Source organism: Streptomyces sp. NPDC008092 (assembly GCF_042957285.1).
Taxonomy (GTDB): Bacteria; Actinomycetota; Actinomycetes; order Streptomycetales; family Streptomycetaceae; genus Streptomyces.
Genome location: NZ_JBIBHY010000008.1, coordinates 516428 through 539299, shown reverse-complemented (window position 1 = coordinate 539299; position 22872 = coordinate 516428). Strand labels below are relative to the sequence as shown.

The following is a 22872-nucleotide window of genomic DNA, read 5'->3' as shown; positions in this document are numbered from 1 at the left end:
GGCACTCGCATGGATGACGTTCTCGACCCCGAACTGGCCGCGGTGGCACCGATGATCCCAGCTCTCGATCTTTCCGATGTGCCGGGTATGCGGGCCCTGACCAGGCAGTTCCTTGACTCGGCCGTGCCGTACGAGCCGGAGCGGCCGCTGTGCGTCGAGGACCTCGCGATTCCGGGGTACCGGAGGGCGCCGGACGTGAGGGTGCGCGTGCACGCGCCGACCGAACGGACCGGCCCCCTACCCGGTCTGCTCTACCTGCACGGCGGGGCCTTCGTCATGGGCGACCTGGACAGCGTGGACAACCAGGCCCGCCTGATCGCCGACCGGGCGGGCGTGGTCGTGGTGAGCGTCGACTACCGGCTGGCTCCCGAGAACCCGTATCCGGCCGGCCTGGACGACTGTTACGCGGCGTTCATGTGGGCGGCTGGTGCAGCGGGCCGTGCCCACGGTATCGACGGCGCGCGTGTGGGTGTTCTGGGAGAGAGCGCCGGGGGCGGGCTGGCAGCGGCCCTGATGCTGATCGCCAAGGATCGCGGGGGGCCGGTGCCGACGGCGCAGTTTCTGGACGCCCCGACTGTGGACGACCGGCTGCGCACCCACTCCATGCGGCACCTTCCCGAGACCCCCACCTGGAGTGCGTCCAACTCGCCGTACAGCTGGGCGTACTACCTCGGTGACCTCGCTCGACCCGGCGATCCGGACGTGCCCCGGTACGCGGCTCCGGCACGCGCGGAGGTCGAGGACCTGGCCGGTCTGCCGCCCGCCTGGGTGGCCGCCTACCAGGTCGACCCCACCCGCGACGAAGGACTCGACTACGCGCGCCTGCTGATCCGGGCAGGCGTGCCCACGGAGGTGCACCACTACAGCGGAGCCTTCCACCTGGCGCACGTGATCCCCGGTACGGCTATCGGCAGCCGCATGATCAGCGCACGGACCGACGCGATCAGACGCCTGCTTCGGGCGTCGTAGCTGCCGCGTCGGCGATCCGGCCTTCCGTGTCTCGGAAGGGGAGGCTCGACAACGAACGGGGTATGGCCTGCGATTCAGGACACGGTCCAGGTAGGGCGGTCCGTTGCCCGGTCGGGAAGGAGGAACCCCCGCGGGCGGAGAACAACTCGACATGGGCGGACCAGATGTCGAACGGTCGTCTCGGCAGCCGTGTGCGACCGCAATGAGTTCCTCGACGAGACCCTGGCTCTCTTGCGGGCCGACCTCGATGCCAAGGAACTCGTCGTGGAGCGAGTGAAATTCGTGCGGGACGCGGCGGCGAGTGGCATGTACGGCGACGTCCTGGCCCTGCTCAGCGGTGTCTGAGCGGCACCGCCCCAGCCGCTGTCGACCAGTGAGGACCGCCGGTGAAACCCACGTACGAAGACATGGCCGAGATCACGGGAGTCCTGGCTCTGCGGGGTCACATCATGGACGACCGCGAACGGAGCTGCCTCGGTGAAGTTCTCGCCGAAGAGCCGTATGGGGCGGAAGCGCCTTCGGCTTCGACCCGGTCGTCGGGCCGGACGCGATCGCCTCCGTCCTGAGCGCCGACGGGCACGCGCTTGCTCATCACAGGACGAACGTCGTTGTGTCGGAAGGTCCGGGCGACGCGGTCCGTGTCCGGTCCAAGGGTTTGGGCGTCGTGGACGGCGACACCGTCATCAGCGCCGTCTGCGCGGACGAACCGCGGCGGACCGCTGACGGCCCGCGCATCTCCAGACGCGTCGTACACGTCAAGTGATGCTCCGGAGATCTCGATGGCCGGCCTTCGAGACCTCCCGTCCACAGCCTGTGGGGAAGGAAGCCTCAGGCGACGTCGTGGACGTTGTGCTCGGTCAGGTCGGATGCGTGCCGGGCGATGGCACGGTAGTCGGCATCGTCGTGGAGGACGGCCAGGCCGTGGTGGGCAGCGGTGGCGGCGATGACGAGGTCCACCGCCGACGCGCTGCGATGCTCCCCGGCCCGCGCCATACGGTGTTGCACCGCGCTGATCCAGCGCCCCGCGTTCTTCGGCACGGCCGCGTCGGGGTAGAGGTCGGTGAACATCTCCGCGATCTCGTCGTACTCGCGGCTGTTCCGGGCGCTGTACAGGAACTCGGCTCGCTGCACGTAACAGGATGCGATGGCCCCGGCGTCGATCGCGTCGTACCAGGCCGCTTGCAGTTTCGGATCCCGGAGCAGCCGGACCAGACCGGAGGTGTCGAGCAGGTAGATCACCGGCTGCGCTTCTCCGCCTCATGCAGGCGCTCGGCGTCCTCGACGGCACCCCACTCGCGCGCACGCTCGAAGTGACGGCTGATGCGGGCCGCGCGCTCCTGCTGCTCGGCGTAGAAGTGCAGAGCGAGATTGACCGCCTCCTTCTTGGTTCTGACCTTGGCCAGAGCCATGGCCCGTTCCAGGGCGTCGTCATCGATGTCGATCTGGGTCACGGACATCGGCACCTCCCGCACAATGTTGGTGATGTACATAGAAGAATATGTCATCAACATGGACGATGCCGCATCTGAACGCCGGATCTGCAATCGCAATGGACACTCCGGATCAGTCCGGCAGGTGATGCCCGTCGGTCGGCGCGAATCACGGTGCGCCGTACGGGGCGGCCGCTGGAGGTTCCCGTGCCCAGAGCGTGCCCATAGGAACGGGCAACCACGGTCGACAGCGGTGCGAGCGAGCCCGCGCGGCCGCGCCGGCACGGCGAATCCGCGCAGGTCGGCGGCTACCTGACTCCCCGGGCGCCGTCGCTTCCCAAGCTGAGAGCGCGAGTTCGATTCTCGTCACCCGCTCCATGGAGAAGGCCCAGGTCACAGGACCGGGCCTTTTTGCTGTCCATCGTGATCAGTTGTCGTGTGCCGGATCCGTGCCGGCGTGTTGATCGTCCGGGTCGACGGTGCTGTCTTCTGGCGTGGCCACAGCCTCCTGGTGGACCCATCCGCTCCGGGAGCCGATGGACTCCCGGAGCGAGGGTCGATACGCGCGAGGCGGTTCCCGGCACTGTGCGGTCAGCTGTCGGAGAGCCAGTCCGCCAAGTCGTAGACGGTATGGCAGTAGGGGTCGTGGACGTCCTTGCGCATGCGTTCCAGCTCGCCAAGAAGGAGGACCGGGAGCGCGGTGTGCGCCGCTGTCAGGCCGACCGTGACGGCACCTTGCTTGTCCTGGAGGGGGAGGTCGATGCCGAACGGCGGTGCGTCCTGTGACTCGGGGGTGTCCAGGTAGAGGCGGCACGTTGCGTGGTCCAGGAGGAGGAAGCCGCGTAGGCGCAGTTCTGGGGGGTCTTCCGGCTCTGGAGAGAGGGAGAACGCGGCCGCTGCGGCGTGCAGTGCGTCCGGGACCTTGAATCGCGGCTCGGCGACGAAGGCGTGCACGAGGGCGGATGCGTCGATCACGGGGATCCCGAAGGCGTCGCGCGGTTCCTTCTCGGTCTCGCGTTCCGGCCAGTCGGTCGCCACGCCGCGCAGCGCGGCCGCGATGTCCCCCGCGGGGATGTTTCCGCCCTGGGGGTCCGTGAGTGGCACGTCGTAGGCGACGGAGTTGTCGAGGTGCCGGCCGTCCCAGAGGACGACGCGGCCGGCGTCAGGTCGGTCCGGGGAGGTCATCACACCTCGGACGAGCCGGACGTCCGGTCCGAACGTGAAGGCTGTGACACGGCTCAGCATTTCGTGCGCCAGCTGTGCCTGCAGACCGGACAGGCCCGTCTCGTCCCATGCCATGGAGTGCTCCGTCATACTCGGTTCAACGCGTCCGGGCATTTGTTGACACCCTGGCAGAAGGCCGTGATCACGCCGATCTTGTCGTCGGTGTCGGCGAGCTTGTACTTGTGGTCGCTGGTTTCCCAGTGGTACTGCGCAATGACCTTGACCTTGGCGAGGATGATCCCGAGGGTGTCGTACAGCACAGCGCCGTACACCTTGCGGGTCTTCGTGCTCCCTCGCTCGGGATGCTCGTTCACCGCTGCCTTGATGACTTTCTCGCTGTGGATGTTGTGCGGTCCGGAGAAATGGACCCAGCCGAAAGACCGGTTTCCCTGACGGGTTGGGATGTAGCGCCCGTCCTTGTCATGGGCCACGAACTTCACCACGCTCCAGTGGCTGCTCGCGGCATCATCGTCTGCCGCTGTGTCACCTTCGCTGGTATCGGAGTCGGCCGCGGCGACGGCCTTGTCCGTGTCGTCCGCCGCTGTGGAATCTGCCACGGAGTCCGAATCGGCTACGGCTTCGTAAGTGAGCCCCTGCTGGGTTGCTTTGGCGGCTCCGAAGGTCTGGACATATTGCTCATCGGAGGCGAGGAAAAGCTGCCCCGCGTCTCCACCCGCGTCCGTTGTGCTGTCAACAGTGTCGGTTTGTATTGAGGTTGTGGTTCCCGTCGGTGACACCGGAAGCATCGGCGTACGCCGGGGCAGCTCCGAGAGTCACGGATCCGAGCAGCACAAACGAAGCCAGTTTGGCTTTCACGCATTCCCCCATGTTCATGTGTTCTGATGCGAGGCACTGTGGTGCCGGAGGATGCCGTGGTCAGCGGCATCACGCTGGATCAATCTAGCTGTTGGACATCAGGCCGATCCATACATTTGAACGACTGTTGATCGTTCGGCGCCGGCCTCCCAGGCGTGCGCTTTCGCAAGGACCTCTGGCGACCGACACTCGCACCCACCTCCGGGACGCCTCTCGGTTGCTGCGCAGGGGCTCCCTCGGCCTCTCCCGTGCGGCGTGCCCATAGCGTGCCCATAAGACCGGTCAGTCACGGTCAACAGCGGTGCGGTCTGTCGCGCCCCGGTGGCATGTCAGAAAGCATATGCGCAGGTCAGACGGTATCCAGCTCCCCAAGCACCGTCGCTTCCCAAGCTGAGAGCGCGAGTTCGATTCTCGTCACCCGCTCCATGGAGAAGGCCCAGGTCAGAGACCTGGGCCTTTTTGTTGTCCACCGTGATCAGTTGTGGCGTGCAAGATCCGTGCCACAACGTTGATCGTCTGGATCAACGGCGTCGTCTTCTGGCACGGCCGCAGCTTCCTGGCGTGCCTTACGCACAGTCGCGTCGAGACCGGCTGCAACTTCCTGCTGTCGGTCCTCGTCGGAGTGCTGATGGACCAGCGCCGCCTGCTCCGCGACCTGGCCCTAGTCGCCGTCCGCGGCACGCACACCGCCCGAAGACTCGCCCGGCCCGCCCATCCCCGGGCGGGCGGTGCGTGTGTGATGTGCAGAGATCAGGGTCGGCGGCGGAGACGTAAGGAGTCCTGGGCCGCTGGACGACGCCGACTGGAGCCGACGGCGGGATTCGAACCCGCGTTACCCGCTTGGAAGGCGAAGTATCCGCTGCCTGCGCACCTGCACGACGAGGATGGTAGCCGCTTCGGCTGGTGCCCGGCATCTCGTTTTGGACCTTGAGAGCCCGGTGGCCAAGCGGAGTATAAGTGTCGGCACGGGGCGTCGCCCTGGCTGGCGCACGCGCAGGCGCTCCGGGTCGTAGAGGTGACGGGCCATGTGCACCTCCGGGCCGCCGAAGCCGATGATGTCGACGTGGCCGTCACCGCTGACGCCGTCGAGGAAGCGGAGGTGCTCCTTGCCCGTCCATACCGAAGCGGCCCGAGCGCGAGATTCCGCAACGCGGGCACTCGGACATGACGAGCCGCTTGCGAACGCGGCGCTTATGCGTCGCGGTCCTGTAAGAGGACAAGGTCACCGCTGAGAGAACGGGAAAGCTCCCGCAGGCATCGGGCCTGCGGGAGCCGTCCGTTGTACTGTCTGCGGCTGCGAGTTCTGCGCCGTCCGGGGCGGCAGTAGAGAGTCATCGCCAGTGCCTGTACAGCGGCGAGGAAGGCCATGACACGACCGCCGGAAGCCCCGCGTCGGTCAAACGGGCGCTCCGTTGAAGGGGTTGATCAGTGCACGGAGTTGGCGGCGGCGACGATGGCACGGTCGACCGCTCCCGGGCTGATCGACGGAACATCGTGGCCAGAGCGGGTGTAGCTGATGTGGGCGCCCACTCGCTTGGCCTCGAACTTCTGGGCGGCCGTCGGCACGGCGTGGTCCTCGGTCGAGATGACCGCCCACTTCGGGGTCTTCGCCGGCGGATTCACCGTGGCCTTGTCGGTGAAGGCCGAGAGGGCGACCGGCTCCTGAGTCACCGAGGCGACCTGGATGTCCGACTTCGACAGCCCGTTGCCGTACACGGTCCCGTACTTGTCGGCCTTGAGGTACACGTCGGTGTCACCGCCGGGCAGGGGAACGGTGCGGAAGTTCTCCGAAACGAGCTGCGACCCGGGGAACTGTCCGATCAGGGAGCCGGCGGTTTCCCCCTCCTTGGGGATGAGAGCCGCCACGTACACGAGGGCCTTGACCTTCGACGTCTTCGCGGCGACCTGGCTGACGACCTCTCCGGCGTAGGAGTGGCCGACCAGCACGACGGGGCCCTTGACGGTCTTGACCTGTGCCTCGACGTAGGCGCTGTCGAAGGCCAGGCCGCGCAGCGGGGTGTCGATCGCGAGTACCGGGTAGCCGTGGCGTCGCAAGTAGGCGATCTCGCTGTTCCAGCTGGAGGAGTCGGCGAACGCTCCGTGGACCAGGACCACCGTCGGCTTCGCGCGGTGCGCCGCCTGCGAGGCGACGGCGTGGTCGTCCGCCTGGGTCGTGACGGCGCTCGCGTTCGTCACGGCCAGCGAGGCCACGACCGCGCCACTCACAAGCCCGGCAGTCGCCAGCGCTTTGATTCGAGCGGTGGAATTCATTTGGTTTTGTTCCTCTCGGGTTGTCGAGCCTGATCGGCAGAGGAAGCGGCGCGGTCCGCAGGAGCAAGGAAACCGTATTTGTTGCGGCCGACGGCGCTTCGCAGAATCGACTATGGCGGCCGCGTCGGCGGAAGGCTAATGCCAATCCTGCTTCCTTCCATGTCGATCCGGCATGAGCAGGTGGTCTCTCCCGCCGTCCTTCGATATTTCCAGCGCCGCATTTCCCTCGCTTAAAGCGGGCAGAGCTGCTGGCAATTGGGCGGCATCTGTGCTGTCCGGCGTGCTTGATTGCCGGTATCTGTTTCACCTGCGCGGTGGTGTGGGCACTGCGACGGGTACGAACGGGCACGGTCGCCTGGGGGTGGCCGGCCTCGCCGTGACCGGACGACGACCATGTGAAGACGGTGGCGTCGTCAGCATGTCGGCCGGCCAAGTCGGCGGTGTCCGTCACGGCCAGGAGGTCTTCTCTTCCGGTTCAGCCCAGGTCGTGGACGCAGATCGAGGCCATGAACGGCATGCACGAGCACTGAGCCGCCGACGGCCCGTGTCTCCCCACGTCGCGACGACGGTGCGTGCGCCTCGGCGGCCGCCCGGGCCGCCCAGTTCGCGCCGGACACAACGGTCACGCCACAGCCCGTTCTCGGGCACCGCCATGTGTACATCCAGATAGGACAAGTAGTGCGCATACGCAAGCTGAGCTCTGCCCTGGTGGGGGTCGTCGCCGTGCTGGCGCTGACCACCGGGACGCCTGCTTCCGAAGCGGTGGCCCCAGCCCGGCCTTTCGAAGCGGCGGCCTCCGTCCAGCCGGACTCGGGCTCACCCGCGCCTGATGTCCGGCACAGCGAGCGCATGATCCCCGGCACCACGGGGGCGGCGGCGAGGAGGGAACTGCCCGCCGAGGTCTCCCGGCGGTTCTACGAGCTCAACGCCTCCCGGCACCAGGGCCCGGTCGGCGTCTACGAGGACGCGCCGTCCGCCACGGACGCCACCACCGACGCCTTGTCCTCCTGGGCCGGGAAGTACCACGCCTACTGGGGTGTCTTTCCCACCGGCGGCACCCTGCACGGCGCGCAGGCCACTCACAGCGTGAACCTTTCGACTCCGGTCACCGGCGACGACACCGTCTATGCGCCGACCCTCGACCCGAGCAACGCCACCTGCATCGAGATGACCACGATCTACTCCGGGGGCACGATCTGGGTCGGCGCGTGGGACTGGTGTGCGGCGGTCCCGGGCTGGGCGAAGTACCTGGTCGTCGACTCCGCCTTCCTGGACACCTACACAAAGAAGGTGAACGGCCGGCCGTCGTACTCGGTCCAGGACGTTCAGACCGATGCGGCGACCAACGAGTGGACTTCGTACCTCTACAACTACGACACGCACGAATGGGAGACCTTCTTCAAGACCGCGAACACCAGCAAGCTCGGCAATTCCGGCGGCGGCTGGGACATGATGGAGGTCTACACGCACTACGACCCGACGACCGGCGAGGGTCAGTACTGCGCGGAGACCAAGGGCGCGGTGTTCCAGACCACGGGGCTCAAGTACCAGACCTCCTACGGCGGCGGCTGGACGGCCGCCACGGAGGCCAATTCGAGCGTGGCGACCACGGTGAAGTCGTCCGACCTCGGTTGTTCGGATCTGTCCTACGCGGTGCTGACGCCGAACAGCGGGTTCTCCTTGACCAACGAGAAGAACCCGACGGGACCCATCAGCAACTCCGCCGGGATGTGTGTGGACAACCGCTTGGGGAACACCACGAACGGCAACCCGGTCCAGCTGTACTGGTGCAACGACACGAACTCGCAGCAGTGGACGCTGAACCTCAACGGCACGATCACGGTTGAGAGCAGGTGCATGGCCGTCAAGGACGGGGGTACGGCGGACGGTACCGTCGTCGAGCTGTACGACTGCGACGGCTCCGGCGGCCGGAGCTGGCAGGCGCGTGCCGACGGCACGATCTACAACCCGCAGTCCGGCAAGTGCCTCGACGGCACCGCCGACTACACCATCGCTCTCACCCAGCTCCAGATCACGAGCTGTGCCAGCGCTGTCAACCAGCGGTGGAACATCCCCACCTGACCCTTCACCGGGACGGCTTGCCGCGGGCGTGCTCAGGCACCCGGTAAGCCGCCCTGCGTGACGGCCGATGACACCGGACGCAACGCGGCTCCCGTCTCCTGCCTGTCCCTTCCGCCACCCCCTGCTGTCCAGGCGTTCAGGAGCGCGGCCCGCACCGCCTCCTGAGATTCCTCCGACTCCGCCTCTTCGCCCGGTGTCGCCGCTTGCTCGTCCATGTTCACCTCTCCGTTGGTCTGTTCGTCTCCGAGGCGCGAAGCCACAGTTCAGTGGGTGGGTGGCGACTCATCCGTCCTGTGCATGGTCGGGGCCGTCCCGACCACGGGTGCGTCGGTGGCGATGGCCTCGACGAGGCCCAGGAACGTCGTGCGCCCCCATTGGGTCGTGCAGTCGACCGCAAGCCCGTCACGCGCGAGCCGCTCGTTGAGCCGCACGATCCTGCCCTGCAGCGCTCGGCGGCTCATCGGTTCCCCGGCCGTACCGAGCAGGAGGCACAGATCGTGACAGCACCACGGCCGCGAGGCGGAACAGAGGATGTCCAACAGCACCTGCTGGGAATGCTGCTGGGGGCGGACAGCGCGAAACGGCGGTGAATCCGCGACCCGCCGCCGCGGTGAGCGCCGCATGTCCAGCCATCGGCGCTCTGCGGCGATTCTGCTGGCGAGTTCCCTGGGCGGCGAGTCGCGGGGGAGGACATTGGCGGCCCCCGCCAGCAGAAGCCGTACGGAATCCGTGTGATCCGGTATGAGTACGACCACCGACGCGATGTTGCTGAGCGCACGCACGCGTTGCTCCAAGGCGTCGCTCCACTGCGAACCGGGTACGTCCAGGACGGTGAGGCGAGGGCCGGCCTCGTGCAGCAGGGCGCCGTAAGCCCGCTCGGAGCCCCAGGTGTGCGTCTGGGCGGGCAGCACCCGCTGACTGCGCAGGGCGCGGAGCAGCGACGCCGTCCGCTCGCGCTGCAGCGTGAGCACGATGCTCACCGGAAAGGTGACGTCCTCCTGTTCCACGAAACCGATCTCTTCCACGAGACCGACGGGACCTTCGGCGATGCTGAGGGCAGTCATGTTCGGTGTTCGTCCTCCGGGGTTGCAGCGCCCGGACCTGGGCCTGGAGGCGTTGGCGAAGGCCGGCCTTCTCGGGCGTCGGCGGGTCGCCGGGCGGCAGAGGCAGACCCGACCCGCCCGCCGATTCTCGGTCAGCTCCAGCGGATACCGCCCATACCGACTGGGGTCGTTCCGATGCCGGATCGGCATGTCACCAGCCCGGCGCCGCCTCGTCCGCCGCACCTGCCGCGCCGAAGTGTCCGTTCGGTCCCTGCCGAGGTCCCGTCGGTACCCGATGGACTACGGCAGCCGTGAGCACGTCACCCGGAGCCCTACGGTGGTCCCCGTCGGCCTCCCCCGGTCCCCCTCGGCGGGAGGCCGCCCTGATGCCCGTCGAGTCGCCCGCGGCGTCGGAGTCATGGAGAGCACGGCCTGCCGACAGGCCAAGTGACGTGCGCCCTCTGGGTTGCCGCTCGCGTGTTCCACTCCGCCCTTCCCGTACAGAGAGCCGAACAACGATGCTCGAAGAGCTTCATGCCAAGTCCGAGGCAAGGGCCAGGCCGCCCGGCGGGTGGGCCGACGACGCGGTTGTCCGCCGGAGGTCGGCTGTCTTCTTATCGACCGTCCTCACCACGTTCCTCGTCGCCTCCAGTGCGCCCACTCCGCTCTACCGCGTCTACCAGGCGAGTTGGCACCTCTCCTCCGGCACGGTCACCGTGGTCTACGGCGTGTACTGCCTGAGCGTCCTGGTCGCGCTCCTGACCGTCGGCGCGCTCTCCGACCATGTCGGCCGACGGCCGGTCATCGGCACAGCGCTCGCCCTCGAAGCACTGTCCATGCTGCTTTTCCTGCAGGCCGGCGGCGTGACCTCGCTGATCCTCGCCCGGACGCTCCAGGGACTGGCCACAGGTGCCGCGACGAGCGCACTGGGTGCTGCCCTGCTCGATGTGACCAGGCGGTGGGGCCCGCTGTTCGTCAGCATCGCTCCACTCATCGGCATGGCGTTGGGGACGATCGGCACGAGCCTGCTCATGGACCTGATGCCGGCTCATCTCGGCAGTGTGTACGCGCTGCTGCTCGGCGCGCTGGCCGTGCAGATGCTGGGTTTGGCCTTCCTGCCGGAGTCGAGGTCGCCGAGGCCGGGTGCCTGGCTTTCACTCCGGCCACGGATCCGCGCTCCCCGGTCCGGTCGCCGAGCCCTCCTCGTCACCGGACCCGTGTTCGTGGCCGTCTGGGCTCTGGGCGGCTTCTATCTGTCCCTCGGGCCCGATCTGGTGCAGGGCATCACGGGATCGGCGTCGTCGGCCGCCGACGGTCTGGTCGTGTCCCTGCTGACCGCCACTGCGGTACCCGCAGTGCTGCTGACCCGGCATGCCGACGCCGGTCGAACGGCTCTGGGCGGCTCGCTGCTTCTGACGACGGGGGTGGCCGTCACGCTGCTGGCCGCGCACCGCGACTCCGCCGCAGCCCTGTACGTGGGGACCGCGGTGGCCGGTGCGGGATTCGGCCCCGCGTTCCAGGGCGGCGTCCGTCTGGTGACGGCGAACGTCCTCGCGACGGAACGGGCGGGCCTGATGGCCGCCATCTACACCATCACTTATACGTCGATGTGCATTCCGGTACTGGTCACGGGTTTACTCGTCGGCGAATACGGCCTCCTGCACTGCACCTTGTTCTTCGGTATTTTCGTCATGGCGCTCTCGTTGGCGCCGTTCGTGGGTCTGGGGAAATTCTCCGCCCCTATATCAAGCCCCTATATCAAGTAGAGGTACGGCATAGTGATAATCAACAATGCGCGCATGCGCGTCCCCATGCTGCTGGCGCTTCTGGCGGCCGTCCTTGTCACGGTGACGAGCGCCTCGGTCACCGCGCAGGCCGCCGAGACGGAAGACAAGGCACCCGCCGACTTCGTGGCGCTCCACGACGTGGCCCCCGCGATTCTGCAGGAGATCCGCTACGCCACGCCTCACAACTTCATCGGCACGCCGATCAATGGGTACGCCGAACCGCTGTGCATCGTCACCGCCCAGACGGCACAGGCTCTGGCGAAGGCCGAGCGCTACTTCCTGACGCAGGGCTACACGCTGAAGGTGTACGACTGCTACCGGCCGCAGCGCGCGGTGGACCAGTTCGTCGACTGGGCCCAGGACCTGACCGACCTGAAGATGAAGGACGAGTTCTACCCGCAGGTGGACAAGGCCGACCTCTTCGCAGACGGGTACATCGCGGCGAAGTCGGGGCACAGCCGTGGCAGCACGATCGACCTCACGCTCGTGAAGCTGCCGGCCCACCCGACGCGTCCCTACGTTCCCGGGGAAAAGCTCGAGCCGTGCTACGCGCCGGCGGCGCAGAGGTTCCCGGACAACTCGATCGACATGGGCACCGGCTACGACTGCTTCGACACGCTCGCGCACACCCTCGACCCGCGCATCGTGGGAGTCCAGCACAGCAACAGACTGCTGCTCAAGAACGAGCTGGAGTCCCTCGGATTCGTGAATCTCGCCGAGGAATGGTGGCACTTCACCTTTGCCGCCGAGCCCTACCCGTCGACCTATTTCGACTTCCCCGTCTCCAGGTCCTCGCTGACCGGCTGACCGGACAACCGAGGACTTCGGTCCACCAGTGTGCGGCGCCGGCCTTCCCACCGGAGGGTCGGCGCCGCACAGCGAAGGAAGCAGAAACCATGACCGAACAACCCACCTCCCCTCCGTCCGGATCGCGCCGCAGGCCGCTGGTAGTGCTCCTCTTCGGCGGCCGGAGCTCGGAGCACGGCATTTCCGTCGTGACCGCGGGGGCCGTACTGCGAGCCATCGACCGGACGAAGTACGACGTCCTGCCGGTGGGCATCACCCAGGACGGGCGCTGGGTCCTGACGGCGGACGATCCCGAGCGCATGGCGATGGCCGACCGGCGGCAGCCCACGGTCGAGCAGCTCACGGATCCGGGCCGGGGCAACATCATCGTCTCCGTCGACCCGACCGACCGGACCGTCGTCCGCAGCGAACGCGGCACGGAGCCCAAGGTCCTCGGCGAAGTGGACGTGGTCTTCCCCGTACTGCACGGACCGTACGGCGAGGACGGCACCGTGCAGGGCCTGCTGGAGCTGTCCGGCATCCCCTACGTCGGCGCGGGCGTTCTCGCCTCGGCGGTCGGCCAGGACAAGGAGTACATGAAGAGGGTGTTCAGCTCGTTCGGCCTGGCGGTCGGGCCGTACCTGGTGGTCAGACCCCGTGAGTGGCAGTCCGACGCGGCGGGTGCCCGCGAGAGAATCAGCCGCTTCGCCGACGGGTACGGCTGGCCGCTGTTCGTGAAACCGGCACGCGCCGGGTCTTCGATCGGTATCACCAGGGTCGACGGGCCGCCGGGGCTGGAGGACGCGATCGCGGAGGCGCACCGGCATGACGCGAAGATCATCGTGGAGGCCCTGGTGCAGGGCCGCGAGATCGAGTGCGGAGTGCTTGAGTTCCCCGAGGGACCGCGAGCCAGCGTGCCGGCCGAGATCCCGGCGCCCGACGCGCGTGCGTACTACGACTTCGAGGCGAAGTACCTCGAATCCACTCCCGGAGTGGTCCCCGCGGCGCTGACCGACAGCCAGACCAGCGAGGTGCGCCGACTGGCCGTCAAGGCGTTCGAGGCGGCCTCTTGCGAGGGGCTGGTCCGTGCGGACTTCTTCCTCACCGAGGAGGGACGATTCGTGATCAACGAGATCAACACCATGCCCGGCTTCACCCCCGTCTCGATGTACCCGCAGATGTGGCAGGCCAGTGGCATCGGGTACGGCGACCTGGTGGATCGTCTGCTTCAGGCGGCGCTGCGACGGACCACCGGGCTCAGGTGATCCGAGCCGGATCGCTCTCCCGGAATACAGAGCAGATTCACTGAGGGGCGGCCAGACCACAAAACTCGGGGGTTTGCCGATTGTCACGCCGAGGCGGAGTGGAATTATTTCACGTCGGCACCGGCGGTGCGCGGCGGAGAATGCGGCAAGGGCTGCGTGCAGGGCAGGGCAGCCATCCACCGATGGAGGCCGCTTTATGTCAGTCCATCATGGTCATGGATGCCTGGTGGCGCCAATGCCGATTCGCGCAGAAGTCATGCCGGTTGGGCATTACCAAAGCCCAAGACGCCTTTCCGGATCGCAGTTCGACAGGAAAAGCGGCGTGGCTAACATGGCGTCATGGATATCGACCTCCGGCGTCTCCGCTATTTCGTGACGGTTGCCGAAGAGCTCAGTTTTGTGCGTGGTGCCGAACGGCTGAAGATGACGCAGCCCGCACTGAGCCGACAGATCCGTGCCCTTGAGGACGATCTCGGAGCGTCGCTGCTTCAGCGCGGCCCGTTGGGTACGGCGCTCACTCGGGCCGGCGGTCAACTGCTGGAGGACGCACGGCCGCTGCTGGCGGCATCGCTGGCTCTGCAGCGGCGAGTCCGGCTCGCCAGCCGTGAGGGGCACCACTTCACCATCGGCTTCATGCCGGGTGTCATAGTCACGCCGATCGTCAGGCAGTTCCGGGCGCTGGCACCGGAGGTGAATGTGCAGGTGCTGCACACGGCGCCCACCGACCAGGTCGACTATCTGCTCGACGGTCGTGTCGATGTCTGCTTCGTCCGGCTGCCCCTGCCGGTAGACACCTTCGAGATCGTCCCGCTGTTCCCCGAGCCGCGGGTTGCGGCTCTTTCCGACGAACATCCGCTGGCAGAGGCGCAGACCGTCCACATCACGGAGTTGACGCCGTACCGCTTGCTCCAGGACTCCGCGGACGTACCGGAGTGGCGCGGTACCGAATTCGACGCGGCAGCGGCGCGCAACCCTCCGGAAGCGGATCGGCCCACCTCGATAGAGGAGAGCCTTGAAGCCGTCGCGTCCGGCACCGGGTTCATCGTGGTCCCGGCCGGCCTCGCCGATTTCTACCGTCGCCCCGACATCCGTTACGTCCAGCTCACAGGGGTTGCCCCGCGCATGGTGGCGCTGGCGTACGCCAGGAACCGGAAGATGCCGTCCATCGACCAGTTCGCCAAGATCGTGATTGCGGCGCTCGGTTCGGCATAGAGGTGCGCGCGTGGGCGAGCAGAACCACGCTGTCCTGTCGGTATGTCCGATCGGCATGACGATTCGGGAAATCGGCATTGGCGCGACGAGCCGTGGCCCGCAAAGCTCATGGGTATAAGGAACTTGAGCTGAAAGAAAAGGTTTTGACGATGCGTCATCGCGACTTACTCGTGCGGCACCGGTAGGCGGGACAGAGATGACTGCCTATGACTATGTGGTCGTCGGTGGCGGAACGGCCGGCTGTGTTCTCGCGGCGCGTCTGTCCGAGGACGCGGCGGCCGAGGTGCTTCTCGTGGAGACCGGCTCGGCGCTCGGGCCGCCGGCCATGCACCTTCCGGTCGGGTTCCCGCTCATCCCGGCCAAGGAGATCCTCTGGTCACGATGGACGACACCGCAGCCCGGGACGCTGTCGCGCAGTCACCACTGGCCCAGCGGACGGGTCCTCGGAGGATCGAGTTCGATCAACGCGATGATGCACGTCCGCGGGCACCGCGCCGTCTACGACGGATGGGCGGACAACGGCGCGAAGGGCTGGAGCTACCCCGAGCTGCTGCCGTACTTCCGCCGGACGGAGACGGCGATAGGCCGCAACGCCGCCCTGCGCGGAGTCATCGGGCCGGTGTGGGCGGCGCCTACGACCCAGCTCGACGACGGGTCGCTGACCTTCCTCGGCGCGCTCACCGAGGCCGGTCACGAACTCACCGACGACATCAACGGTGAACGGCAGCACGGCGCCTTCTGGTGCGACCTGGCAGGGGCGGGTGGCCGTAGGCAGAGCGCAGCGGACGCCTATCTGGTGCCGGTGCTCGACCGGCCCAATCTGCACCTGGCCACGGAGGCGGACGTCAGCCGCCTGGTGGTCGAGCGCGGACGCTGCACCGGCGTGGAATACACGTCCTTCGGCACAGTGGAACGCGCCGAGGCGCGCGGCGAGGTGATAGTGGCGGCCGGGACGGTGGGCTCCGCCCACCTGCTGCTCCTCTCCGGTATCGGTCCCGCGGCACATCTGCGTGACGTCGGGATCCCGGTGCTGGCCGATCTCCCCGGAGTCGGCGCCAATCTGCATGACCACCTGCAGTGCCCTGTCGTCTTCGAGGCGCGGCGGCAACTGACCACCAGCCATGGTTTCAGTACGGTCGGTGCCCTGGTGCGCAGCGGCGCGACAGCCGTTCCGGACGTCCAGTTGATGCTGCTCGACGCTCCGGCGGACATCGCGGATGTCGGGACGCCCGAGTGCGGACACACGGTTGCCTTCGCTCACACGGCGCCGGCGAGCCGGGGAACGGTCCGGCTCAGGAGCTCGAACCCGGGCCGGCTGCCGTTGATCGACCCGAACTACCTCGCCGACAGCGCTGACGTGTCCGCCATGCTCGCGGCCCTCGGCATAGCGCGAGAGATCGGCCGCATGCCCGCCTGGGGCCAGTGGGGCGCCCGGGAGACCGCTCCGGGAAAGGGAGACGACCTCGTCACCTACATCCGCAGGAACGCGGCGACCTTCCACAACCCCGTCGGCACCTGCCGGATCGGGATGGACGACCTCGCTGTCGTCGACCCGGACCTGAGAGTGCACGGCGTCGACGGTCTGCGTGTCGCGGACGCCTCGGTGATGCCGTCCATCCCCAACACCGGAGTGAACGCGACTGTCCTGGCCGTCGCCGAACGGGCTGCCGAGACCATCCGACGCGATGCGAAACGGCCCTGAGAGCACCTGCTGGACGTCCGGAGCAAGGCCGCACGGCGGCCCCTGAACACGAAGGAACGGTAACGGTGAAGTTCTTGTGGCGCATGGTGGACGAAACGCTCATCGGCGCGGTGATCTACGCACTCACGTGCAAGCTGCCCCGCAGCTTGCCTCGTGTGGACGTCACGCGTGCGGACGCACAACCACCCCGCACGTCCGCACGGCGGGGCTGAACGAGCAGCGGCACGGTCCCGTGTGATCCATCCCGAATTCGCGAACCTCGTCAGACACCTCACGTGTACGCAAGTGGACTGATGCCGAACCGGCATGCAGGACCAGCGGATAGGCATTGGCGACGCATGACCGCCCCGGGTCAGGATGTTCGACGTGACCCACTTCGACCTCGGAGTGCCCGGCGCAGCGGCACAACACACCGCTTGGCGACGGTCTTGAGCGCCTGAGCGCGCTGGTCCCGCAGCAGCTTCCTCGGGTTCGCGGAACCGAACCCCCCGATTGCTGTGCACACAACAACTGTCAACTCGGCAAGGCATCGCCGTGCCCTGCCCCGCTCTGCCCTCACGGAAGGCCGATCGATGTCCCACCACCAGGATTCAGCTGCCGCGAAACAGGACCCTCGCCTGGACATCAGCGATGTCTACCTGTTCAGGGGACGGACCGGCACCGTCTTCGTCATGAACACCAACCCGGTGTCGGCCGACAAGGGCTTCCACCCCGAGGCGCTGTACGAGTTCCACATCGACGCCGACGACGACGCGGTGCAGGATCTGACGTTCCGGTTCAGATTCCTCGCGACGGAACCGGATGGTCGGCAGGCTTGGGTGCTCGACCGGCTCACCGGTTACGAGGCCATCGACCGCAACGCCTCGGGAGCCCTGGTGGCAACCGGCAGGACGCAGGAGATCGTCACCACGGCGGACGGCGTCAACGTCTTCGTCGGCCGAGCCGGGGACCCGTTCTACCTCGACGGCACCGTCATCACGTCGGTCGTGACCGCGCTCCGCAACGGCGCGGCGGTGGACCTCTCCGCGTTCGACCCGCAGCGGGCCTCGAACCTGTTCGCGGGCACCAACGTCACCGCCATCGTCCTCGAAGTACCGGACGAGCTCATCGGATCGGGGACGATCAGCCTGTGGGCCACCACCGCGCTGGACGACCACCACGGCGGCTGGCTGCAGATCAACCGGTGCGCGAATCCGCTCGTCAGCACGTTGTTCGACGTCACCGAGGCCGGCTTCGACGACTACAACGCCACTGATCCACATGCCGACCTCGACAACTACGGCGACCTTGTACGCCGGAAGGTCGCGGGTCTCGTGGCCGCGAACGCCACGCACTCCGACCCGCAGGGCTACGGCGCCGCGATACGGGACGTCATCTTCCCGGACGTCCTGCGCTACCAGGTGGGCACCGAAGCCGACTTCGGCGCGGTGACCCGCAACGGCAGAGGGCTCACCGAGTCCGCTCCCGAGGCGATGTTCGAGATCGTGCTGAACGCTCCCGTCCCCATGGGCCTGGACGCCGGCCACGCCACCGGGACGCTGCGCGCCGTGTTCCCGTATCTGAGCGCACCGGCCTGACGTCGCCAGGGGATCGGCCAGACGCCAAAGCCGCACCTCACAACACCCGGCCCGGCGGCCTTCCCCAGGTCGACCGCCGGGCCGGCAGTCCCACCCCTATGTCCTCAGGTCCGTGCAGCGAAGCCCGCTCCGTACCCGTCCTGTCCCGTCCGGAACCAGGAGATTTCCACCATGTCCCGCCGAATCCTGACCGTCTGCGCGAGCTTCGGTTACCTGTTCATCGCGCTGTTCTTCGCCGCCCTGCTGATCGCCCACTGGGTACCGCCGATGGCGCCGAGCTGGTCGGCGGAGCGGGTGGCAGCCTTCTACACGGACCACGCCAACTCGATCCGTGCCGGCCTCGTGGTCATGCTCGTCGGCGCCGTGGCGACCGCGCCTTTCGTCGCGGCACTGTCGAGCCTGATCCGGCGTATCGACCCGCGGCTGGAGCCACTGGCTTCCATACAACTCGTCTGCGGTGCCGCGAACGTGGCCGCGATCTTCGTACCGGTCCTGATCTTCACCGCGACGGCCTACCGGCCGGACCGGTCGCCCGACATCACGATGGCGCTCAACGACACGGCCTGGATCATGCTCGTCATGAACGCCTTCCCGGCCATCGGGCAGGCCACCGTGGTCGGCGTGGCGATCCTGGCCGACAAGCGCCCCACGCCGCTCCTGCCCCGCTGGGCCGCGTACCTGAACTTCTGGATGGCGTTCCTCTTCCTGCCCAGCATCCTGCTGACCTTCTTCAAGACCGGCCCCTTCGCCTGGAACGGCATCCTCTCGTTCTGGGTCGCGGCCGGCGCCTTCGGCGCCTGGTTCCTCGTCATGACGCCCCTGGTGATGCGGGCCGCAAACCGGGTGGACGACGACCGGGCCCCGGCCGTCCTGGAACCCGTGGCATGACCGCCACGGCAGCCCGGACCGAGCACTCGGCGCCTCAGCGCCACCGCCACATCCCGGGCGAGCCCGGTCTCTGGGTCTTCCTTCTCGGCGACATGATCATGTTCTCGGTGTTCTTCGGCTTCATCGCGGTACTGCACGGCCGGTACCCGCGGATGTTCCGGGCTTCGCAGCAGGCCCTCCATCCCGACCTGGGACTCCTGAACACACTGCTCCTGCTGATCGCGTCGGCGCTGGTGGCTCGCGGGCTGCGGCAGCTGCGCTCCGGCAGACCCGCACGGACACTGCCATGGGCGCTGCTGTGCGCGCTCGGATTCGCCGCCGTCAAAGCATGCGAATACGTGCTGGTAATTCGCGGTGGACATACACCGAGCAGCAACGACTTCTTCATGTACTACTTCGTGTTCACCGGCATCCACCTGGCTCACCTGGCGATCGGGATCGGCGCGCTGACCGTCCTCATCTTCCTGTCCCGACGGCCGACCCTGAGCCGGGGGCAACTGCTGGCCGCCGAGGGAGCGGCCGCCTACTGGCACATGGTGGACCTGCTCTGGCTCGTCCTCTTCCCGCTCTTCTACCTGGTGGCGTGACACATGTGGGTCTTTCCCGTCCTCGTCCTGGCCACGCTGTCGAGCTGGCTGCTGGGCATCGAAGGCAGCACGTCGACCCTGATCGGCTGCGCGGTCGTGGCGATCGCGCTGATCAAGGTACGCCTGGTCGGCCTGCACTTCATGGAGCTGCGCAACGCCCCGGCGGCCCTCCGCGGCGCCTTCGAGGTCTACGTCGTGGCCACGGGCGCCACGCTGCTCACGCTCTACCTGGTTCTCTGAATTCCCGGTACCGGTCCGTCAATGCCGATCCGGTATGGGTGACGACAATATCGGCATTAGCGATACGCGGCGAATTCCTCGATAATTTTCCCAGCAACTCCCTTACAGGGGGGAGTTCATGAGTAGCGGAGGTGAGAGATGAGGAAGCAGCACTCCTGGTAAATTCATCGGCCGCTCCGGTTACCTGTTCGGGGCCGGAGCGGCCGCACATTCCGCGCCATATCCGTCATCGCGAGAAACAGGATCCACCACCTTGCGGGCCCCTCGTCCTTCGGTGCCGGCGCCGCTGCGCCATTCCGCGTTCAGAAAGCTCTGGTCCGCCACCACTCTGGCCGCCCTGGGCGATGCCATCTCCTCGGTGGCCCTGCCGCTGGCCGCGATCGAGGTCCTGGGTGCCGACGCCGTCCAAAGTGCCGTCCTGTCGGCCGTGATCTGGCTCCCGAGTCTGTTCCTGGCCATACCGGCCGGCTCCTTCGCCGACCGTACGGGCTACCACCGCAGGCTCCTGGCCGGTGCCAATCTTCTGCGGGTCGCCGCCCTGAGCAGCGTGCCGATCGCAACAGCCTTCGGCCTGCTCTCGCTCATCCAGCTGGCCGTCATCCTGGCCGTCATCGGCCTGTGCTCGGTGCTGTCGAACGTCAGCGAGAGCGGCTTGTTCGCCACCACCCTGCCGTCCGAGCTCTACGTGGCCGGGCAGGCGGCCTCCTACACGGGCCAGACCGCCGCGATCCTGGCCGGACCTTCCGTCGGCGGACTCCTGGTCCAACTCGCCGGTGTGCCGGCGGCGGTCGGCGTGGACGCGGCCACCGCCGTCACGGCCGCCCTGTTCCTCCTCCGACTACGCCCGGTGGAGCGCCGCCACGAACCCGGCTCCCCGGAGAGCCGCGACCGTCGCCCGGGCCTGGCCTTCATTCGACGGAATCCGCTGATCAGGACGGCCCTGTCGGTCACCGCCACCGGCAACTTCTTCAACATGCTCTTCTTGTCGGTGCTCGTCTGGTACTACGTCCACAAGCTGTCCCTGACCAGCGCCCAGATCGGGTTCGTGTTCAGCGTGCAGGCCATCGGCGGACTCGCCGGCGCTGCCCTGGCATCCCGGCTCGCCCGCCGTATCGGTCTGGGACGGATGCTCCTGGTCGGTTGCGTGCTGTCGCACGCTCCGCTTCTCCTGATCCCCGCCGTCGGCGCCACCGGAAGCCTCGTCTTCGCCCTGGTCCTGGCCTCGACACTGCTGGGCGGCGTCGGTGAGTCCGTTCAGGACATCTCGGTCGGCTCGGTGTTCGCGCTGGTGGTGCCCCCTCATCTCCGCTCACAGACCCGGGGCGCGTACCAGACCGTGAGCTTCGGGCTCCGGCCGCTGGGCTCGGTCGCCGGCGCCCTCATCGCCGCGACAGCGGGAATCCCCGTGGCTCTGTGGGTCGGCGCGATCGGCGGAACCCTCGCCTGCCTCTGGCTTCTTCCCTCACGCCTGCTGTCGTTCCGCGGCCAGGACGACCTGCCCGAGCAGCCGGAAGGCGCCCCCGTTCTCGCGCAATGAGGCGGAGACCCCCAGGACGGGCGGCACGCTCGACCTGAGTGGGTAAGGTCCCGGCGAGCCGAACGGAGCCGGGGGCGGTATGAGCAGCTCGATCAGCCAGATAATGGTCGTGATTCTGGGTATTGGTGGCACCCTCGCATCCGCCTTGCTCACCCAGCGCAGCGCCAACCGTGCCAGGGATCGTGAGCTGCAGCATGCGAGACAACTCCAGGCAGATGAGCGCGAATACGTCACTCGCCAGGCTCAGCTCGAAGCGCGGCGCACCTGCTACGCAGCTCTCAACGCCGGTACTCGCGACGTCGTCAACGTGATGACGAAGCTCGTCCACGCTCTCGACAGGGACGAGGTGACCGAGGAACTGCGCGCAGAACTGGACCGATCACGCCGGGACCATCGCCTGCGTCACGCGGAGGCCCAGATGGTGCTGCCTGACGCCGTCATGGCGGCAGCCAGCACCGCCAACCGTCATTTTGGAGATCTTTACGGCCTGCTGATGCGGCTCGACAGAGGTATCGCCGAACCGGGAGAGAGCGTCGAAGCCGCCCGGGAGGGCATGAATCGGCTGTGGGACTCCCTCTGGAAAATGCGCCACACCATGCGCGTCGACCTCGGGATCACGCCACCCGATCAGAGCTCGTAGGCCGGTTCCCGCGGGCCATCACGGCCCACTGGGCAGGCTCATATGAGTTTGTTGCGGATGGCGTAGGACACGGCGTGCACGCGGTTGCGCAGTCCGAGGCGGTTGATGACTCCGTAGAGGATCTTCTTGATGTTGCGTTCGGAGTAGCACATCGTGTCGGCTATCTCGGCGAGTTCCAGGCCCTGCGCGACCAGCCGGAGCACGTCGATCTCGCGTGTGTTCAGGCCGGACGGCGTCAGGCCCTTGGGTACCAGCACGTTGCGCTGGAGGCGGTCCGCCTGGTCGAGCAGTTCGCCCTGTACCGCGGAAGGCAGCAGCGCTTCGCCGGCGGCGACCGCCAGCACGGCGCGGATCAGGGACTGCGGCTGTGCCTCGGCCCGCCAGAGCACGGCCCGTATGCCGCTGTGGGCCGCCACTGTCAGGTCGGCGTACCAGCCGTCGCTGACGACGAGCACGATCCGGGCCGGCGGCGGCATGGGCAGACCGCGCAGCGCTTCCAACGTGGAGTTGTCGGCGGTCTGGACCGCGGCCACCACGACGTCCGCCTCCCTCACCGCGGTGAGCGCCACTTTCGGTCCGCGGCTCAGTCCGGCCGCCAGCCCGGCGTGCGTCACCGGGTCCGCGGCGTCCACGGCCACCGAGACCGAGGCCGTGGGGAGCCGTCTTATGACGTCGGCGTGCGGTCGCGGGCCCGGTCTGGCCGCATGGTGCGGACGCCTGCTGCGCGGCGAGTCGGTGGCTGCCGGACTGATCGGAAGACGCGGGTCCGATTCGCCCTGGCGCTGCATCGGCACCAGCCCTGCCGGAGCCTCCGTC

Annotated in this window: 22 protein-coding genes; 15 read left to right on the top strand and 7 right to left on the bottom strand. The window is 67.6% G+C overall.

Annotated features, from left to right (window positions below; genetic code table 11):
* Positions 1-9 precede the first annotated feature (9 nt).
* The 3 genes from ACFZB3_RS27935 (at position 10) to ACFZB3_RS27925 (ending at position 1732) form a co-directional block, all read left to right on the top strand.
* A complete protein-coding gene (locus ACFZB3_RS27935) occupies positions 10-969 on the top strand; it encodes an alpha/beta hydrolase fold domain-containing protein (protein WP_391379750.1) in 960 nt (319 codons plus the stop codon).
* Positions 970-1158: 189 nt separating this feature from the next.
* A complete protein-coding gene (locus tag ACFZB3_RS27930; RefSeq protein ID WP_391379748.1) occupies positions 1159-1314 on the top strand; it encodes a hypothetical protein in 156 nt (51 codons plus the stop codon).
* Positions 1315-1519: 205 nt separating this feature from the next.
* Positions 1520-1732, top strand: coding sequence for a hypothetical protein (locus ACFZB3_RS27925; protein ID WP_391379829.1), 213 nt, complete (start codon positions 1520-1522; stop codon positions 1730-1732).
* A 65-nt stretch (positions 1733-1797) separates the two neighbouring features.
* On the opposite strand, the gene ACFZB3_RS27920 is transcribed toward ACFZB3_RS27925, so the two are convergent.
* The 5 genes from ACFZB3_RS27920 to ACFZB3_RS27900 form a co-directional block, all read right to left on the bottom strand.
* Positions 1798-2208, bottom strand: a complete 411-nt coding sequence (locus tag ACFZB3_RS27920) for a PIN domain-containing protein (protein WP_391379746.1) — start codon at positions 2206-2208, stop codon at positions 1798-1800.
* Positions 2205-2426 (bottom strand): type II toxin-antitoxin system VapB family antitoxin, encoded by a 222-nt coding sequence (locus tag ACFZB3_RS27915; RefSeq protein WP_391379827.1) that lies wholly within the window; start codon positions 2424-2426, stop codon positions 2205-2207. The genes ACFZB3_RS27920 and ACFZB3_RS27915 overlap by 4 nt, the downstream gene beginning before the upstream one ends.
* A gap of 564 nt (positions 2427-2990) precedes the next feature.
* Positions 2991-3698 (bottom strand): hypothetical protein, encoded by a 708-nt coding sequence (locus tag ACFZB3_RS27910; protein WP_391379744.1) that lies wholly within the window; start codon positions 3696-3698, stop codon positions 2991-2993.
* 11 nt (positions 3699-3709) lie between these two features.
* A complete protein-coding gene (locus ACFZB3_RS27905; protein WP_391379742.1) occupies positions 3710-4360 on the bottom strand; it encodes a hypothetical protein in 651 nt (216 codons plus the stop codon).
* A gap of 1504 nt (positions 4361-5864) precedes the next feature.
* Entirely contained in the window at positions 5865-6665 is an 801-nt protein-coding gene (locus ACFZB3_RS27900) for an alpha/beta fold hydrolase (protein WP_391379740.1), read from the bottom strand.
* 723 nt (positions 6666-7388) lie between these two features.
* On the opposite strand from ACFZB3_RS27900, the gene ACFZB3_RS27895 reads away from it, so the two are divergent.
* Positions 7389-8792, top strand: coding sequence for a ricin-type beta-trefoil lectin domain protein (locus ACFZB3_RS27895; RefSeq protein ID WP_391379738.1), 1404 nt, complete (start codon positions 7389-7391; stop codon positions 8790-8792).
* A gap of 263 nt (positions 8793-9055) precedes the next feature.
* Here the strand turns inward: ACFZB3_RS27895 and ACFZB3_RS27890 are convergent, their stop codons facing one another.
* The gene (locus ACFZB3_RS27890) at positions 9056-9856 is read right to left on the bottom strand and encodes a hypothetical protein (RefSeq protein ID WP_391379736.1); all 801 of its coding nucleotides are present in this window, start codon (positions 9854-9856) and stop codon (positions 9056-9058) included.
* 497 nt (positions 9857-10353) lie between these two features.
* Between ACFZB3_RS27890 and ACFZB3_RS27885 the strand changes: the two genes are divergently transcribed.
* From ACFZB3_RS27885 to ACFZB3_RS27835, 11 genes are all read left to right on the top strand, one after another.
* Positions 10354-11601: an MFS transporter gene (locus ACFZB3_RS27885; protein WP_391379734.1), complete on the top strand. Its 1248-nt coding sequence runs from the start codon at positions 10354-10356 to the stop codon at positions 11599-11601.
* A gap of 33 nt (positions 11602-11634) precedes the next feature.
* The gene (locus tag ACFZB3_RS27880; protein ID WP_391379732.1) at positions 11635-12429 is read left to right on the top strand and encodes a M15 family metallopeptidase; all 795 of its coding nucleotides are present in this window, start codon (positions 11635-11637) and stop codon (positions 12427-12429) included.
* Positions 12430-12518: 89 nt separating this feature from the next.
* Positions 12519-13673, top strand: coding sequence for a D-alanine--D-alanine ligase (locus tag ACFZB3_RS27875; protein WP_391379730.1), 1155 nt, complete (start codon positions 12519-12521; stop codon positions 13671-13673).
* 339 nt (positions 13674-14012) lie between these two features.
* Positions 14013-14885: a LysR substrate-binding domain-containing protein gene (locus ACFZB3_RS27870; RefSeq protein WP_391379728.1), complete on the top strand. Its 873-nt coding sequence runs from the start codon at positions 14013-14015 to the stop codon at positions 14883-14885.
* A gap of 196 nt (positions 14886-15081) precedes the next feature.
* Positions 15082-16587: a GMC family oxidoreductase N-terminal domain-containing protein gene (locus tag ACFZB3_RS27865; RefSeq protein WP_391379726.1), complete on the top strand. Its 1506-nt coding sequence runs from the start codon at positions 15082-15084 to the stop codon at positions 16585-16587.
* Between the two features lie 572 nt (positions 16588-17159).
* Positions 17160-18164: a DUF4331 family protein gene (locus ACFZB3_RS27860; RefSeq protein ID WP_391379724.1), complete on the top strand. Its 1005-nt coding sequence runs from the start codon at positions 17160-17162 to the stop codon at positions 18162-18164.
* Between the two features lie 171 nt (positions 18165-18335).
* Complete coding sequence (locus ACFZB3_RS27855) at positions 18336-19052, top strand: hypothetical protein (RefSeq protein ID WP_391379722.1); 717 nt, start codon at positions 18336-18338, stop codon at positions 19050-19052.
* The gene (locus ACFZB3_RS27850) at positions 19049-19639 is read left to right on the top strand and encodes a cytochrome c oxidase subunit 3 (RefSeq protein ID WP_391379720.1); all 591 of its coding nucleotides are present in this window, start codon (positions 19049-19051) and stop codon (positions 19637-19639) included. The genes ACFZB3_RS27855 and ACFZB3_RS27850 overlap by 4 nt, the downstream gene beginning before the upstream one ends.
* A 3-nt stretch (positions 19640-19642) precedes the next feature.
* On the top strand, positions 19643-19879 hold the full coding sequence (locus ACFZB3_RS27845; RefSeq protein ID WP_391379718.1) for a cytochrome C oxidase subunit IV family protein: 237 nt from the start codon (positions 19643-19645) through the stop codon (positions 19877-19879).
* A 274-nt stretch (positions 19880-20153) separates the two neighbouring features.
* Complete coding sequence (locus ACFZB3_RS27840; protein WP_391379715.1) at positions 20154-21416, top strand: MFS transporter; 1263 nt, start codon at positions 20154-20156, stop codon at positions 21414-21416.
* Positions 21417-21495: 79 nt separating this feature from the next.
* Positions 21496-22056, top strand: coding sequence for a hypothetical protein (locus tag ACFZB3_RS27835; RefSeq protein ID WP_391379713.1), 561 nt, complete (start codon positions 21496-21498; stop codon positions 22054-22056).
* A 38-nt stretch (positions 22057-22094) separates the two neighbouring features.
* On the opposite strand, the gene ACFZB3_RS27830 is transcribed toward ACFZB3_RS27835, so the two are convergent.
* Entirely contained in the window at positions 22095-22694 is a 600-nt protein-coding gene (locus tag ACFZB3_RS27830; RefSeq protein WP_391379710.1) for a LuxR C-terminal-related transcriptional regulator, read from the bottom strand.
* Positions 22695-22872 lie beyond the last annotated feature (178 nt).

Excerpts from the sequence above, each read along its gene's own strand:
- ACFZB3_RS27935 (WP_391379750.1), top strand. The coding sequence starts at position 10 with ATGGATGACGTTCTCGACCCCGAACTGGCCGCGGTGGCACCGATGATC.
- ACFZB3_RS27915 (WP_391379827.1), bottom strand. The coding sequence starts at position 2,426 with ATGTCCGTGACCCAGATCGACATCGATGACGACGCCCTGGAACGGGCC.
- ACFZB3_RS27910 (WP_391379744.1), bottom strand. The coding sequence starts at position 3,698 with ATGGCATGGGACGAGACGGGCCTGTCCGGTCTGCAGGCACAGCTGGCG.
- ACFZB3_RS27890 (WP_391379736.1), bottom strand. The coding sequence starts at position 9,856 with ATGACTGCCCTCAGCATCGCCGAAGGTCCCGTCGGTCTCGTGGAAGAG.
- ACFZB3_RS27885 (WP_391379734.1), top strand. The coding sequence starts at position 10,354 with ATGCTCGAAGAGCTTCATGCCAAGTCCGAGGCAAGGGCCAGGCCGCCC.
- ACFZB3_RS27880 (WP_391379732.1), top strand. The coding sequence starts at position 11,635 with ATGCGCGTCCCCATGCTGCTGGCGCTTCTGGCGGCCGTCCTTGTCACG.
- ACFZB3_RS27875 (WP_391379730.1), top strand. The coding sequence starts at position 12,519 with ATGACCGAACAACCCACCTCCCCTCCGTCCGGATCGCGCCGCAGGCCG.
- ACFZB3_RS27870 (WP_391379728.1), top strand. The coding sequence starts at position 14,013 with ATGGATATCGACCTCCGGCGTCTCCGCTATTTCGTGACGGTTGCCGAA.
- ACFZB3_RS27865 (WP_391379726.1), top strand. The coding sequence starts at position 15,082 with ATGACTGCCTATGACTATGTGGTCGTCGGTGGCGGAACGGCCGGCTGT.
- ACFZB3_RS27860 (WP_391379724.1), top strand. The coding sequence starts at position 17,160 with ATGTCCCACCACCAGGATTCAGCTGCCGCGAAACAGGACCCTCGCCTG.
- ACFZB3_RS27855 (WP_391379722.1), top strand. The coding sequence starts at position 18,336 with ATGTCCCGCCGAATCCTGACCGTCTGCGCGAGCTTCGGTTACCTGTTC.
- ACFZB3_RS27850 (WP_391379720.1), top strand. The coding sequence starts at position 19,049 with ATGACCGCCACGGCAGCCCGGACCGAGCACTCGGCGCCTCAGCGCCAC.
- ACFZB3_RS27845 (WP_391379718.1), top strand. The coding sequence starts at position 19,643 with ATGTGGGTCTTTCCCGTCCTCGTCCTGGCCACGCTGTCGAGCTGGCTG.
- ACFZB3_RS27835 (WP_391379713.1), top strand. The coding sequence starts at position 21,496 with ATGAGCAGCTCGATCAGCCAGATAATGGTCGTGATTCTGGGTATTGGT.